We start from the raw sequence: 14,978 nt of genomic DNA on the forward strand, positions 1-14,978 counted from the left end.
CTCAACTTCCTGCTGCGCAATGGCCTTTGCTGGCGAACTCGGGGCCAAGCTGTTCGGCCGAGTTGCTGCTGATTCGCTGACGCCCCGCCTACCATTGTCAAAACCGGTTAAAGCAGAGCCTCCCTAATAAATTCATTCTCGATAAACCAAAAAGAATGCAACTAAGTGTACAATAAATGAGCGGGAGCGGCTAAAAGCGGGGGCAAGCGCCCTACGAGGCCTGGGGCGCGGCCGGAAAGCTTGGTTTCCGGCGGCGTGGGTACCAGCGCATGAAGTTCAGCATGTCGATGCCGTTGAGTGTTGGCGCCGAGCCAGAAGTGAGCCGTCTTCTGTCAACTTGCCGACCGCCTGCTGAGCTAGGCGCCATAGCACAAGCCGTTGATCAAGCAAGCAGTTTTCCAATTCAAGGCGGCGCAGTACCCTCCTGGCACGGCGGCTCATTCTGACGTCGGCGTCAACAGCCGGGGCTCTCGAGCTCCGGCCATTACTCCCGGGCAAGTCGCCTGGCCTCGGCGAACTCGTCAATGGTCGGCGGCATCAGCTTGAACCACGGGTACTCGAACACGTCTTCACGCAGCTGTCCTATGGTCGCGCCAGCAGGAATCGGAAAGCCTCCTCCCGGCTCTCCATGCCTGTTGACCACGATCACGGTCAACGGAGGCAGGTCGTGCTGCATGCAGTAGTACGCGACGCACCCCAGGATTCCCGCCAGCGGGTTGTCGTTCGGGTAGTCCATGAGGTCGCGCAGTTCCTTGTACCGCACGATCTGTCGGTTTGCCGCCCTGGCGATCAGATACTGCCAAGCCTGCAGTGCCCTGACTGGCCCGCGTTCGCCTACACCAGCCCCCTCGGTTTCGTCATTGAAGAGCGTCGGCATTTATTCCTCCTGTCGTTCGCTGTTGTAGAGCACACTGTATTTCACGCCCGTGCCCCCCAAGGCACTGGCAGTGAGATTCGTAGTGTTCGGCGCTGTGCCCTTGAGCAAGCTCAAGGATTTCGCTGACCACGCGGTACCCTTGAGAACTGCACTGCCTTCGCGCTGCTGCCAGAGCATTAGTGACTCCACCTGTTGAAGTCCAGCAATTCCGCGAATAGGTCCAGTAATTCGGCGAGCGCCATCCATTTTGTTGACCGCACAACTTACGTCAGGATCGATCTCCGGTAAGACCGAACTCAATTCGGACGCTGTGCCCCCAACCTCCTGCGCCGTGTCGGCAAAAGCGTTCGACAGCTGCAGAGCTGCTGCTGTCGAAAACAACCCTACCCGTTTGGCCTTTTCGCATGGTGCCGAAGGCGTTCCCGACGACTGTAGCAACAGGCAATGTGTGCTCTCGGCACCCTGCCCTGCTGCACAGGCCCCAACTTTACGGCTTGGCGGACTGAACACGCTGGCGGAATTAGCGGACCTGCGCGGAGGCGCTGGTGAAAACTGTGGGCGGCTTCCAGAGCTGGCGTGGTGGCTCAGCAACAGGACTCAGACCACAGCAATCTGCCTACTTCTTCATGCTGGACGCGGACTTACACGCCATGCTCATTCGCAGAATTACTGGACCTCGCTATTCGAATTGCTGGACTTCAACAGCCGGTCCACGACAACGTGCGCGGGCCCGGCTACTACAGCCACCACTGATGCGCCGACCGACCTTCATCCTCCAACAAGACCTTCCCATGCTTCACCAACACACCCTGGACCAACTGCACGGCCTGCGCCTGGACGGCATGATTGCCGCGCTCAACGACAGCGCCACCCAGGCCGCCGCTGAAGGGCTGGCCTTCGAACAACGCCTGGTGATGCTCGTGCAGCGCGACTGGACTGGCGCGACGGCAAGCGCGTGGCGCGGCTGTTGAAGAGCGCCAAGCTCAAGGTCAGCAGCGCCTGCGTGGAGGACATCGACTGGCGTGCCAGCCGTGCCCTGGACCGCCACCTCGTCACCGCGCTGGCCCAGGGCGACTGGATCCGCCACGGCCGCAACCTGATCCTCACAGGAGCCACCAGTTGCGGTAAGACCTGGCTGGCTTGCGCCCTGGCGCAGCAGGCTGCCCGCCAGGGCTTCTCGGTGCTCTACACCCGGGCCACGAGGCTGCTGCAGGAGCTGCAGGTGGCCCACGGCGACGGCAGCTTCACCCGCCGGCTGGCGCAACTGGCGCGGCTTGACGTGCTCGTGCTCGACGATCTGGCCATCGCTCCGATCACTGCCCTGGAACGCCAGGACTTGCTGAAGCTGCTGCATGGATGACCGGGTCGGCAGCCGCAGCACCCTCATCACCAGTCAGCTGCCCACGGATGCCATGCACCAGTGGTTGGCCGAGCCCACCATCGCCGACGCCATCATGGACCGACTGCTGCACGGAGCCCACATCATCGAACTCAAGGGCGAGTCGCTGCGCCGGGACCCGCCGCAGGGCTGACGGCATCCGCGGCACGCTGCCCGCGGCCATCGACATGGCGCAGCGCCCGCGTTCCACGCGAAGGCGGACAGCGTTCCACGGTGATGGCGGGCAGCTGCACTACCATTGCGCCCGTCACTCAGGCACCCCTCCCGGGGTGTCCGCGATCATGCGAAACGCTGCCCGCGATCAGCCTGGAATGGGTGTCCGCGATCAGTGGAATACGCAGCCAGGTTCGCAGGCTCCTCAGACAAGCCCAGGGCGGCCGCTCTACTTCAACGGCTCAGGCTCCAAGTGCTGCGGAGGTACAGGCCGAACGCTCTTGGAGATACTGAGCCACAGGTCGGTAGCGAGTTGACGAACTCGGGCTGCGACCACAGCTTGTGCTTCGCTCCACGTCAAGGGTTCCTGACTGCTGTCAGCCGCAACAAGGAAGTCGATCGTGAAGGCAAGCGCTCGCGCATGCATGCCCTGAGTCCGCAAAGTGTCGGGCGCTCGCAGTCGCGCTGTGACCGACGTGATGGTGTCAACGGTCAGCATCTCGCCTCGGCCGCAGCGCTGCAAGTGGCTGTCAGGAAACTGGCTGTCCAATCCGGCCCTAGTGGCAAGTGCGGTCAAGTCTTTCGCACGGTAGGCCCGCTGCACCAGCGCAAGCCAGTGACGGAAAGGATGCGCGCCTGCATCACAGAGGCTGGCGAGAGAGTCTGCGGCCTGAATCCGTCGAGACCAGCCGCCGCCGAACATCAGGGGAATCAGCGACACCGCCAGCACGTCGTAGAGAACGCGGTCGACAAACCGGGACTCTGCTTCGCCCAGCACACAGCGCTGGCCGGCCCACCATGGTGCTGACTGGGACACCATCTCGGCCCCGCAGTTCGAGCACTTGCAGGACCCGGACGAGGAGGCCCGCATGAGCATGTAGAGAAATCCTTCGCCCGCCCTGGTCAGCCCCGCGAGCCGCTGGGCCAAGACGCCGTTTCGCAATAGCTCTGCCAAGAGTTCCAGCAGTTGCTCATCACTGCCGACGGCGTTGAGCAAGCGCGCGCGAACAGCCGGCGAGGTGCGCACCTTTTGCAGCGCGTAGTTCTCAAAGTTCTTGAAGTCCCGGCCAAAACCTCTGCGGATGTAGGCCAGGAAGGATCGGCGCCCCGTGAGCAGATTTGCCAAGAAATCGTCCGACGGCAGACCTTGGCACCCCGGCAGCAGACCAAGGGCCGTTGGAAACAGCGTCATCGCGCGCTGGATCGTCAGCTCCTCAAACGGCTGGATCAAGGCGCCTTGCAGGGTTCTAGCCGTATTGTCCTGTAGCGTTTCCACGTTTCCTCGGTCAGCCATCCTCAGTTCCAAGAACATTGCCCTCGCCGCCCGACAAGATCGCTCGCCATCCGGAGAGCTTGGGGCGCATCAAAGGGAACTCTCATGGCAAAGGGTACTGGAAGCGGCACGGCAGGAGGCTCGCAAGGTGGCAACGGTGGAGGTGGCGGCGGGACGGGATCAGGCAAGGGATGGGGTGGAAAAACCAGCACTGTTCCTGGAGTGCCTTCGGGTGGTGGTCGCTCACCGGCCCCCGGCGTACCCGGGCACGGCAAGGCCCCCTAACCGAGCAGCGGTTGCACCCGATAGACCAGCATCACCACGCCAGGCTGTACACAGGAATGGTGATAGTTAGGGCTGCCTGGGCTCGGGAACCCTGTAGACGAACTCCGTCGCGGTGAGGTCATCTTCGTCAGGCGACCAGTCCTCGTGGACATCGGCCACGCCACCGATGCCGGACCAAGCGCCGGCCTCGTCCTGAACCAGCTCGATCCGGCTGACGACGTAAAGGTCAGACCGCCAGTCCTTGTCAGGCTGGCGGGCATTGGCCATCTCGTTCTTGGTCGGGTGCACAGACGCTGCCGCCGAGATGGAGCCTTCCACCTCGACGTGCACGACCGGTGTCAGCTGGAGTGGCCGGCGTCAACTTATCTTGGCCGCGTGGCGGTGCCTTCGTTCAGAACAGCTCTGGTGACGGGCGCCGCCACGGCTTGCTGATGTGCTCGTGCATAGCGCGGAGCCCTCTGTTTTGGTTCCGGGAAGCGGACTTATCGGAAGTGATCGTGAGACTCCACGCTAGGGTAGGACCGAGTTGGACGAGTTCCCCTAGCCGGCCGTCAAGGCTCCAGGTCGGCACTTGGTGCAACCGCCGCGCTATCGGTTCCTAGTGCGCAGGAAAGCAGGCAGACCAGCAGAGCACCGCTTGGTGGCATGTTTGACCCAGCCAATGACTTACCTCGGGGATGGGAAGCAGAAGGCTTCTCGCTACCCTCGACCGGCTATTCCGAGGAGAGGGCATGAAGCGAAGGAACTTTGCTTTGCACGCGGCCGTGGCCGGTCTCGTGCCCAGCATGTATGCGAAGGCTGCGCTGGCCCAGGACGCTCCGGCAGCATCTCAACCTGACAATCCCTTCTACAAGGCCGTGGGCCTGGGGCGGTTCCAAGGTGGCCGCAGCGGAGCCCTCGCGCTCAATAACCAGCGTGAAGCCGCGGGCTACGTGTACTTCAACATCCAGGGCGGCTATCGCCCTGCGCTGTTCCAGCTGGGCGAGGCACCGAAGCCGATCTACACCGATGGCCCTGGCGAGGCTACCGGCATCAATTCACGGACCGAGACCGTCGGCTGGTTCAGGCAAGGCAGCTTCACACAGGCGTTTCGCTGGTGGCGCGGGCAACTGACCACACTACCTTCGCTGGGCGGGGGTAACAGCTTCGCCACGGGCATCAACAACCGTTCGGAAGTCGTGGGCTGGTCCGAAGCGGCGCCCGGCGTAAGCCACGCGACCTACTGGTGGCGGGACAAGCTGACTGACCTGGGAACTTGGGGCGGCTATGCCGCGCAGGCCACCGCCATCAATGAGCGCGGGGACATCCTGGGCTTTAGGGAAATGGTCCTCAATGGAGTGGGCGTGCGCCAGGGGGTGCTGCTGAGCGTTGGCCGGAAACCGCAGTTGCTTCCCATCCCGGCAGGCTACGACAGCCTGATGCCCACCGCGCTCAACAACAGGGGCGACGTGACCGGCTACGTGTACAACACCAACGACTACCTGTGGAGCCGCCGGGCGTTCATATACACGGACAACAAGTGCACGCTGTTGCCTGCAGTCGGCGCGTACTTCCCTACAGGCGGGCTTTGCATCAACAACCAAAGAGTGATGGGCGGCTTCCGCTTCGACGGAAATGCGGACCCGCGCGACGGCGCAATTGCGTGGCTCGACAAGGGCAAGACACCCGTCTTGCCGTATGCCGGCTGGTGGCCGCGGGGCCCGGCAGAAGGCTGGTACCGGGTGTCGTCGGCTTGTGCAATCAATGAAGAAGGCGCGATGGTCGGCACGGGCCGGTATCTCAGCAGCTACGTTTATCCTGGCATTTGGTTTGAGGCATACATGCTGATACCGAAGAACTAAGGGCAATCGGCTGGAAGCGGCGACGCCTCTCGGTATCCACGAGGCCAGCTCAGACTTACCTCCTCGCATCACAGATCAGAGTAGTGCCTTTGTGGTTGATAACTTCAAATCGCGTGCGTTATCAACAACTACTGCTGATTGAGGCGCCGGTCTGCATCGGCAGTTTCGTGATTTGACAGCATTGCCCTGGCGTCTGGTTGGGGCTATCGACACCGCGTCAGTGCAGCCCAGGGTTATGGATGGCGATCAGAAAGCGCGGGATTCCAGTGATAGCAGACAGTGCCACAGCGTTGGGCAGTTCCAGCAGCCGTACTCGTGGGCGGATTGGGGGGAGTGGACGAACACTTTCTTACTCAACCTATCTAGACCTGCGGCGGCGCTTGCTGAGCAACCGAGTACTTCTCACTCCAACTGCCAGCCCTTCAACCGATGTTGCGGTTCGCTTCCTTACTGCAGCAGGTCGTGCCTGCCTGAATCCGACACCGTAAAGGCGCATGCCAAGCAGTTCGACGTTCATCAAGTCTGCAATAATGGGAACGATTCTCATTCCGTAACGTGCCGTGGAGCAGCCGCTACCAAGCTTCACACGCCCCTGGTGCACGGTATCTGTCAACCACACGTGGGTTCTGCCGTGCTGGAGCGCTACGACCGCGAACTGCTGAACTTTCTGACCCGCCAAGTCGGCGACCGCGACACTGCGGCCGATCTGGTTCAGGACAGCTACGTGCGTGTGCTGAGCGTCCAGGCTTCCGGCCAAGCCGTGCTGGATGTGCGAGCTCTGCTCTACCGCACCGCACGCAACCTGGTCATCGATCAGCATCGTCGTGCCGAGGTGCGCAGGCACGACGACATCGACGCCCTCCCCGAAGAGCAGCATCCCTGCGCGCCGCGGCACCTGCAGCCCGAAGAAGCCCTGGCCTCGCAGCAGATCGTCAGGGCCTACGCCGCCACCATCGAGGCCCTGCCTGCCCGCTGCCGCGAAGCCTTCGTGCTGCACGTCTTCGACGAAATGAGCCATGCGCAGGTTGCCCAGCACATGGGCATCACCGTCAGCATGGTGGAGAAGCACATCGTGCGAGGCATGGTGGCCTGCAAGCTCTGCGAACGGCGGTTGCGCGCCGACGCGCGGCAGAGCAACGCTGCGGACAAAGCCCAGGCGCCCACTGCGTAGCCCGGGTGTTTCCCGGGCACGTCAGGTCCGATCGGACGTGAGGATCGGCCCCTCCTCGCGCGTCTACAGTGACAAGAGCTGCCCATTGCCTCTCGACATGCCTCCTACCCTGCCTTCATTGCCCCGACGGCCCGAGTCCACGACCGCAGCGGACGCCGACGAGCGCGAGTTCGAGGCCTTTGCCCAGTCCCAGGATCCGCTGGACATCGAGGCCGCGACCTGGGTCACGCGCAAGCGCAACGGGCTGGACGAGCAGGGTGAAGCCCGGCTGCAGGCCTGGCTGGACGCCGACCCCCGCCACGCCGAAGCCTTCGAGGACATGGACGCCACCTTTGGCGACGTGAAGCAGTTGCCCGATGCCGACGTGGCGCAGTTCAAGGCGGGCCTGCCGCACGCCGACCGCACCGCTGCCGCTCCGCCGCCGACGATGGCGGCCGAAGCGCCGGCCCGCCCCTGGAGCACACCCGTTCCCCAGTCGCAAAAGCCGGACCGCCAGCCCTGGCTGACGGGCCTGCTGGGTGGTGTGCTGGGCAACCTGCGCCCCCTCGTGCCCCAAGCCACCGCCGCGGGGCTGGCCTTCGCCATGGTGGGCGCAGGCTGGATGGGCTGGGAGCATTGGCGCCGGCAGCCTGTGTTCGAGCAGGCTTACGCCACTGCGCGCGGGCAGCAGCTTACTGCCGGCCTGCCCGATGGTGATGGGTCCAACGGCTCCAGCGGCAGCAGGCTGCAGCTCGACACCGCCACCCGCACCGAAGTGCGCCTGTACCGCGACCACCGCGAGGTGCGGCTGCAGGAGGGGCAAGCCATGTTCGCGGTCCGGGCCGATGCGCAGCGGCCCTTCCACGTCTACGCGGGCGCGCTGCGCATCACCGTGGTGGGCACCCGGTTCTCGGTGCGCCACACCGGCACGGGCCTGGATGCCGGACAGACCGTGGTCTCGGTGGAGGAAGGCCGCGTGCGTGTGGCTCCCATCGACGGCGCTCAGGCCGGGCCCGAGCGGCATGCCAGCGGCACGCAGGCGGTGGAACTGACGGCCGGCCAGAGCGTGGTGGCCGATGCCCAAGGTGTGATCGGCCCGGTGGCCAGCCTGCCGCCCAGCGCCATCGCCGCCTGGCGCGACACGCGCCTGAGCTTCGACCAGACCCCGCTGGGGCAAGCCATAGCCGAGTTCGAGCGCTACGGCCGCACCGGCCTGGTGGTGCGCGACCCCGCCGTGGGCGCGCTGCCGGTGGGTGGCAGCTACAGCATCCGGCAATGGCAGCGCTTTGCCGAGACGCTGCCGCAGGTGCTGCCGGTGCGGCTGGTGCGGCGGGGCGAAGTCACAGAAGTGGTGGCGCGATGACGCGGTCGGGGGCAGCGGAAAATTCTTTGAAGAATTCTCATTCGCGACGTGAGGATCGGGTGGGGGTGGTGCGTCTTCCTCGGTAGAAGGGGCCTGGCGCCGGGTGCGCCGGCCTGGCCATCAACGACCGACCGAGGAGTTCCCACCCATGCGACCGAAGCCGCCGCGCAAGCGCTTCACCCCCGCCCCCCTGGCCCTGGCAGCCGCCATGACCCTGGCGCTGGCCGCCGGCCACGCGCCGCAGGCCCAGGCCCAGGCCCAGACCCAGGGCGGCACGGCCAGCGCGGCAGCGCCCATCGCCATCAGCATCCCGGCACAGCCGCTGGGGCAGGCGCTCAACGAGCTGGCGCGGCAGGCGAACCTGCAGATGACGTTCCCGGCGGCGCTGGTGGCCGGGAAGACCGCGCCGGCCATCGTCGGCAGATTCACCGTGCGAGAAGCGCTGCAGCAACTGCTCGCACAGCAAGACCTGACGTTCAGCATCGACGCAGCAACGGTGGTCATCACCGCGACTCCAGCTGCTTCGAGCGCGGCCACGCTGCCGCCAGTGACCGTTGCGGCAGGTGCTTTTGTCGATTCTTCATCGACCAGGAGCGTCGGCTTGCTGCCGGTGAGGCCATCGGCAGGCCTGAGCCGTCTGCCGGTCACAGTGCGCGAACAGGCACAGACCATCCAGATCGTGCCGCGCGAATCACTGGCAGACCGGGGCGTGCTGTCCATCCACGAAGCCGTCGAGACGATTGCCGGGGTCAGGCCGGTCTCGCCGGCCTACTCCAGCCGCAGCGCGGGCATCCGCTCCCGCGGCTTCGAGAGTTACGACACCTACATCAACGGCATCCGGATCTCCGGATTCGGCGTGCCCGTCGAGTCGGCCAACGTGGACAGCGTAGAGGTGGTCAAGGGACCGGCCAGCGTGCAGTTCGGCCTAGGCGAACCGGGCGGGGCGCTCAATATCGTGACGAAACGACCCGTAGCGAAGCCGCTGGCCACGGCCAAGGTCACTCTGGGCAGCTTCGACACCAAGCGCGTCGAAATGGACCTGGGCGGTGCCGTGGACGACGAGCGCCGGGTGCTGTCACGACTCAACGTGAGTGCCGAGGACAGCGATGCGCATCGGGATTTCGATCGCAACCGCCGCTTCTCCATTGCGCCTGCCATCACGTGGCTGGTCAGCGATCACACCACCGTCGACCTTGAGGTGGGTTACCTTCGCAACGACTACCGCTTTAACCGCGGTCTGCCGCCACGCAGCTTCATCCTCGGGCTGCCTTTCGACTTCTCCACCGGCGAGCCCAATCAGCCGCTGTCGGACAACGAGTCGCTGAACCTTTTCTATGCGCTGCAGCACAACCTCGGCGATGGGCGCTGGTCGCTGCGGCAGCGGCTGGGGGCCCACCGCACACGTTCCAACAGCTTCGAGATCAACTCGGGTGTGGGGGACATCGATGGTGCGGGCAATCTGTCGCGCAACTTCATCGCGTCCAATCAACGCGAGAACAGCTGGGTGCTGCAGCATGAGGTGCACGGAGCCTTCGAAATGGCCGGTTTGCAACACCGGGCATTGTTCGGCTTCGAGGTGGGCCACAGCGGCCGCGAGTACGGTTTCCGAGGCGTGGCCGACCCTTCGCGCGACCTGCCCGCACTCAATGTCTTCAGGCCCGTGTACGGTGGGTACGCGTTCCCTTCCGGCACGGAACTGAAGGACAGCTATCCGCCGGAGACCTACGGCAACCGGTTCCAGGCCCTCTACGCAGACTGGCACACCACCTTCTCGCCACAATGGCGGGCGATGTTCGGGCTGCGCCTCGACCGCACGCAAGGCTATTACAGGACCACGGACAAATCCGTGAACTACGGGGCAGCGGACAGCCGCGGCGTGAGTCCGCGCCTGGGCGTGGTGTGGACGCCTGCGCCACGGACCGATGTGTTCGGCAACCTGTCCACGGGCTTTTCGCCGAACCTGTTCGCAGACAGCGCGGGCAACCTGTTCGACACGCCGGAAAAGAGCCGCCAGTTCGAGATCGGTGTGCGTCACGAGCTTGTTCCGGATCGACTGCGTGCCACGGCGTCGGTGTTCACAATCACCAAGCGCAACGTCCAGACACCCGACCCCAGCGATCCGACGGGCAATCGGTCGGTGCTGGCCGGGGAGCAGCGCAGCGAGGGGTTCGAGTTCGAACTGGCCGGGGCCGTGAACCGCCGGTGGGACGTTTCTCTCGGCTACGCATACACCGACGCGCGTACCACGCGTGACAGTAACGCCAGCCAAGTCGGTGTGCCGCTGGTCGATGCACCACGCCATCACCTGGCGCTGTGGACCAAGTACCGGCTCGACAACTCGCTGCAGGGCTGGTGGGTGGGATACGGCCTGGCACGGGTCAGCGATCGGCGGTCCTCCTCCGCCAACGCCGATTTCCGCTTGCCGGCGTACACGCGTCATGACCTGGCCCTTGGCTATGCCGCCGGCCCCTGGGCGTACCAGGCCAACCTGGGCAACCTCACGGAAGAGCGCGTCTATTACACCCACGGCAACAACATCCACTTGCAGCCCGGGCGCAACGTGCGCGTATCGGCGACCTACAACTTCTGAGCCGGCATGCGGGCAGGCCTGGTCCGGGTCGGTGGCGAAGCCCCAGAGCAATGAAAGATTCTTTGAAGAATTCTCATTCGCGACGTGAGGATCGTGTGGGGGTGGCGCGTCTTCTTCAGTAGAGAGGGTCTGGCGCAGGGTGCGCCGGCCCGGCCATCAACGACCGACCGAGGAGTTCCCACCCATGCGACCGACGCCGCCGCGCAAGCGCTTCACCCCCGCCCCCCTGGCCCTGGCGGCCGCCATGACCCTGGCACTGGCCGCCGGCCACGCGCCGCTGGCCCAGGCCCAAGGTGGCACGGCCAGCGCGGCAGCGCCCCTCCCCCTCAACATCCCGGCGCAGCCGCTGGGGCAGGCGCTCAACGAGCTGGCGCGGCAGGCGAACCTGCAGATGACGTTTGCGGCGGGACTGGTGGCGGGCAAGCTCGCGCCGGCAGTGTCGGGACCCCTGACGGTGCAGCAGGCGCTGCAGCGGCTGCTGGCCGGCAGCGGGTTGACGGCATCGGTGGAAGGCTCCGCGGTGGTGGTCACGGCAGCTCCATCGGCATCGGCGTCGGCCGACGCGGAAGCCGTCCTGCCGGCCGTGAGAGCCACGGCCACGGCGGACACGCCACTGGCCAGCAGGCAGGAACGAGGCTATCGAAACAAGCGATCCTCCGTCTCTGGCTTCCGTGAACAGGAAGTGCTGGACACGCCCTTCTCGACCACCACCATCAGCGCCGAAGTGATCCGGGACCAGCAGGCCAAGTCGTTGTTAGACGTGATCAAGAACGACCCCTCGGTCAGTCCGGCCGACGACCCGCTGTGGTACGACCGGGTCAACGTGCGCGGCTTCTACCTGAGCACGGACGCGGTGTACCGCGACGGGTTCAGCATCAACGACCAGGGCTCCATCGCGCTGGAGAACAAGGCCGCGGTCGAGATCAACAAGGGCCTGTCGGCGCTGCGCTACGGCGCCACCTCCCCGGGCGGCACGGTGAACTACGCTGTCAAGCGACCCACCAGCGAGCCGCTGCGCAACATCTCCCTGACCGCGGACGGCCACGGCAGCCGTGGCGCACACGCGGACGTCGGCGGGCGGTTGGGCGACCAAAGGCAGTTCGGCTACCGCATCAACGTGGCCGCAGAGGAGTTGCGCAGCCATGTCGATGCTTTCGAGGGCGACAAGAAGTTCTTCAGCGGCTTCTTCGACTGGCAGCTCGGCGACAAGCTGTCGCTGGAACTCGACCTGGAGCATCAGCGCCTGAACAAGATCAGCGTGAGGACGCCAAGCTTGTGGTGGTGGGGCTGGGACGAAGATGCCGCGGCCGTCGCAGCCGCCCAGGCGGCCTACCCGCGGCTGGGCCCCAAGACTTACGCTGCCCAGGCGTGGGCCAGGGAACCCAACCGGCAGACCTATGCGGTGGCGCGCGCCCACTACCAAATCAGCGACACGTGGAAGACCACCTTTGCCGTCCACGACAGCAGCCTCAAGCGTGACCAGAACGCCTCCAGCGTCTGGAACACCGTGGCGCCCGACGGCGAATACGAGGCGGACATCTACTACGCCCCCAACCAGGAGCGCAACTACCGCGCTTACCAACTGGTGTTCCAGGGCGACGTCCAGCAAGGGGCCATGCGGCACGAGCTGGCGTTCGGATACGACCGGCTGCAGCGGGACATGATCTACCCGGAGGCCGTGTACCAGTCCATCGGCTTCGACAACCTGTTCAGCCCCAGAGGCCTGCCGAGGCCGCCGCTGGGGCCGAACGACGCGGGGCCGGCCTACCTCGCAAGCCGTACCAGGCAGCAGGCCTGGTTCGTCACCGACAACCTGGTCATCAACAGCCAGTGGCGCGTATTCGGTGGCTTGCGGCACACCAGCATCCAGCAATTCGAAGGCTCGGCTACAGCACCCGCCGCCAAGTCTTACGACAAGTCCTCGGTCAATCCGACGCTGGGGGTGGTGTACAAGCCCGTGCCGGCGGGAACGCTGTACGTCAGCTACGCCGAGGGCATCGAGCAAGGCGGCGTCGTCAGCGGCCCCACCTATACCAACAACAACCAGCAGCTCGCGCCGCTCAAGAGCAAGCAGTACGAGGCTGGCGTCAAGTGGGAGCTGGGCCGTGACGCCCTGGTGACGGCGGCCCTGTTCGAAATCAACAAGGGCCTGGAGATCGACGTCAACAACGGCAACGGCACCCGCACCCGCGTGCAGGACGGCCGCCAGGTGCATCGCGGCGTCGAGCTCACCGCCAGCGGCCGGATCACGCCGGAGCTGCGGCTCATCGCGGGCCTGGCGTTCCTGGATGCAGAAATCCAGAAAACCAGCAACGCCGCGTTGCTCGGCAAGAAGCCGCAGGGGGTGCCGGACTGGCAAGCCAACCTGTTCGCCGACTACGCCTTGAACCAGTGGCTGCCCGGCCTGTCCGTCAACGGCGGGCTGTACTTCGGTGGCAGGAAGGCCGTTGATGCCGCGAACCTGTGGATGGCGGACAGCCATGTGCGCCTGGATGCCGGTGCGAAGTACACGCACAGGCTGTCGGGCGACCAGCAGGTCACCTACCGCCTGAACATCGACAACCTCACCGACAAGCGCTATCTGGCCAATACCACGTGGGGCGCGCTGCAGTTCGGCGCACCACGGACGGTGCGCCTGTCCGCCAACTTCAGCTTCTGAGCCGCCGATGCGCGCCGCCGCCGTCATCGTGCATCGCTACGTCGGCCTGGTGATGGCAGGGTTCCTGCTCATCGCCGGGCTGACAGGCTCGCTGCTGGTCTGGTATCACGAGCTGGATGCGGCGGTCAACCCTGCCCTGTTCCGGGTGGAGCCGCCGCGGGCGACGCCCGGGGGATCTGCAGGTCCCTTGCTCGATCCGCTCATGCTGCGTGCGCAGGTACAGGAGGCCTACCCGGGCGCGCAGGTGAATTACCTGTCCTTCCATCAGGGCCGGCCTGAAGACGCAAGGCTCTTCTACGTCGAAGCGGCAACCGCTGCCTCGGAACAGTCCGCCGAACTGGCCGTGGACGAGGTCTTCGTCAATCCGTACACGGGCGAGATCCTCGGTGCGCGCAAGTGGGGCGACATCACGCAAGGCATCACGAACCTGATGCCCTTCCTCTACCGACTGCACTACTCGCTGGCCCTGGGCACCGTGGGCACCTGGATCTTCGGCATCGTGGCCCTGCTCTGGACCATCGACTGCTTCGTCGGGGCATGGCTGACCTTCCCCGTTAGCCCGCGCAAGGGAACCAGGGCGAACAGGAGCTGGTGGGTGCGGTGGCAACCCGCCTGGGCCGTGCGCTGGCGAGGGGGCAGCTACAAGCTGAACTTCGACCTGCACCGCGCCGGCGGGCTGTGGCCCTGGGCCATGCTGCTCGTGGTGGCCTGGAGCAGCGTGGCGTTCAACCTGTACGCACCCCTCTACCGTCCCTTGATGGGCGCGGTGTTCCAGCTGCAGCCCGACCCGAAGGAGTCGCTGGCTGCCCTGGACGAGCCAGAGCCCGAGCCGGCCCTCGGCTGGCCCGCTGCCATCGCCTTGGCGCGCGAGCACATGGCGCTGCAAGCTCGCTTGAAGGGCTTCACGGTGCTGGAAGAGGACCGCGTGTCCTACGACCCCAAGCAGGGCTACCTGCGGTATGTCGTGCGCACCGACCGGGATATCAGTGACCACCGCGGCCAGTCGGCCCTCTTCGTGGACGCGAGGACCGGCAAGCTGAGCGGCACCGTCCTGCCCACGGGCGAGGCCGCCGGCGACACCGTCACGAGCTGGATCACCACCTTGCACATGGCGCATGTCTGGGGACTGCCGTTTCGCATCTTCATGACCCTCGTGGGGCTGCTGGTGGCAGTGGTCAGCGTCACGGGCGTCGTGGTCTGGTGGAAGAAGCGCCTGGCCCGGGTTGCGAATGCCGGGCGGCAACAGACGCTGTCCCACAGCCGTCCTGGCAGGGGCAGCGCGTTGTAGCGATCGGACCGCAAGCAATGCCTGATCAGACCTGTGGGTCTTGCGCCAGTCGTGCGCTTGCAGAGGTGTGAGCACCCAACCGCCCTTCGCGCTCTACCTT

The 14,978-nt window shown here is 65.3% G+C and carries 9 protein-coding genes and 1 pseudogene; 7 read left to right on the top strand and 3 right to left on the bottom strand.

Going from position 1 to position 14,978, the window contains the following annotated elements; all coding sequences use genetic code 11:
• Window positions 1-484: 484 nt before the first annotated feature.
• Window positions 485-877: a hypothetical protein gene (locus FJ694_RS27260; RefSeq protein ID WP_157270696.1), complete on the bottom strand. Its 393-nt coding sequence runs from the start codon at window positions 875-877 to the stop codon at window positions 485-487.
• A gap of 791 nt (window positions 878-1,668) precedes the next feature.
• Between FJ694_RS27260 and istB the strand changes: the two are divergent.
• A pseudogene (istB, locus tag FJ694_RS27265) lies at window positions 1,669-2,409 on the top strand (IS21-like element helper ATPase IstB).
• A gap of 249 nt (window positions 2,410-2,658) precedes the next feature.
• Here the strand turns inward: istB and FJ694_RS27270 are convergent.
• Both FJ694_RS27270 and FJ694_RS27275 read right to left on the bottom strand, forming a co-directional pair.
• Window positions 2,659-3,723: a hypothetical protein gene (locus tag FJ694_RS27270; RefSeq protein ID WP_198321019.1), complete on the bottom strand. Its 1,065-nt coding sequence runs from the start codon at window positions 3,721-3,723 to the stop codon at window positions 2,659-2,661.
• Between the two features lie 330 nt (window positions 3,724-4,053).
• Window positions 4,054-4,317, bottom strand: a complete 264-nt coding sequence (locus FJ694_RS27275; protein WP_157270698.1) for a hypothetical protein — start codon at window positions 4,315-4,317, stop codon at window positions 4,054-4,056.
• 401 nt (window positions 4,318-4,718) lie between these two features.
• Here FJ694_RS27275 and FJ694_RS27280 point away from each other — a divergent pair, with 401 nt between their 5' ends.
• The 6 genes from FJ694_RS27280 (at window position 4,719) to FJ694_RS27305 (ending at window position 14,878) form a co-directional block, all read left to right on the top strand.
• Complete coding sequence (locus FJ694_RS27280; RefSeq protein WP_157270699.1) at window positions 4,719-5,828, top strand: hypothetical protein; 1,110 nt, start codon at window positions 4,719-4,721, stop codon at window positions 5,826-5,828.
• A 631-nt stretch (window positions 5,829-6,459) separates the two neighbouring features.
• Window positions 6,460-6,999 carry a sigma-70 family RNA polymerase sigma factor gene (locus tag FJ694_RS36815; RefSeq protein ID WP_198321020.1) on the top strand — a complete coding sequence of 180 codons (540 nt, stop codon included), beginning with the start codon at window positions 6,460-6,462 and terminating at the stop codon, window positions 6,997-6,999.
• Between the two features lie 97 nt (window positions 7,000-7,096).
• Entirely contained in the window at window positions 7,097-8,341 is a 1,245-nt protein-coding gene (locus FJ694_RS27290) for a FecR family protein (RefSeq protein WP_198321021.1), read from the top strand.
• A 148-nt stretch (window positions 8,342-8,489) separates the two neighbouring features.
• Complete coding sequence (locus FJ694_RS27295) at window positions 8,490-10,931, top strand: TonB-dependent siderophore receptor (protein ID WP_157270702.1); 2,442 nt, start codon at window positions 8,490-8,492, stop codon at window positions 10,929-10,931.
• A 139-nt stretch (window positions 10,932-11,070) separates the two neighbouring features.
• Window positions 11,071-13,590 (top strand): TonB-dependent siderophore receptor, encoded by a 2,520-nt coding sequence (locus tag FJ694_RS27300; RefSeq protein WP_157270703.1) that lies wholly within the window; start codon window positions 11,071-11,073, stop codon window positions 13,588-13,590.
• 7 nt (window positions 13,591-13,597) lie between these two features.
• Window positions 13,598-14,878: a PepSY-associated TM helix domain-containing protein gene (locus FJ694_RS27305; RefSeq protein ID WP_157270704.1), complete on the top strand. Its 1,281-nt coding sequence runs from the start codon at window positions 13,598-13,600 to the stop codon at window positions 14,876-14,878.
• Window positions 14,879-14,978 lie beyond the last annotated feature (100 nt).

Origin of the sequence: Azohydromonas aeria (assembly GCF_009760915.1) — a bacterium.
Taxonomy (GTDB): Bacteria; Pseudomonadota; Gammaproteobacteria; order Burkholderiales; family Burkholderiaceae_C; genus Azohydromonas; species Azohydromonas aeria.

Excerpts from the sequence above, each read along its gene's own strand:
- FJ694_RS27260 (WP_157270696.1), bottom strand. The coding sequence starts at position 877 with ATGCCGACGCTCTTCAATGACGAAACCGAGGGGGCTGGTGTAGGCGAA.
- FJ694_RS27295 (WP_157270702.1), top strand. The coding sequence starts at position 8,490 with ATGCGACCGAAGCCGCCGCGCAAGCGCTTCACCCCCGCCCCCCTGGCC.
- FJ694_RS27270 (WP_198321019.1), bottom strand. The coding sequence starts at position 3,723 with ATGGCTGACCGAGGAAACGTGGAAACGCTACAGGACAATACGGCTAGA.
- FJ694_RS27290 (WP_198321021.1), top strand. The coding sequence starts at position 7,097 with ATGCCTCCTACCCTGCCTTCATTGCCCCGACGGCCCGAGTCCACGACC.
- FJ694_RS27280 (WP_157270699.1), top strand. The coding sequence starts at position 4,719 with ATGAAGCGAAGGAACTTTGCTTTGCACGCGGCCGTGGCCGGTCTCGTG.
- FJ694_RS27305 (WP_157270704.1), top strand. The coding sequence starts at position 13,598 with ATGCGCGCCGCCGCCGTCATCGTGCATCGCTACGTCGGCCTGGTGATG.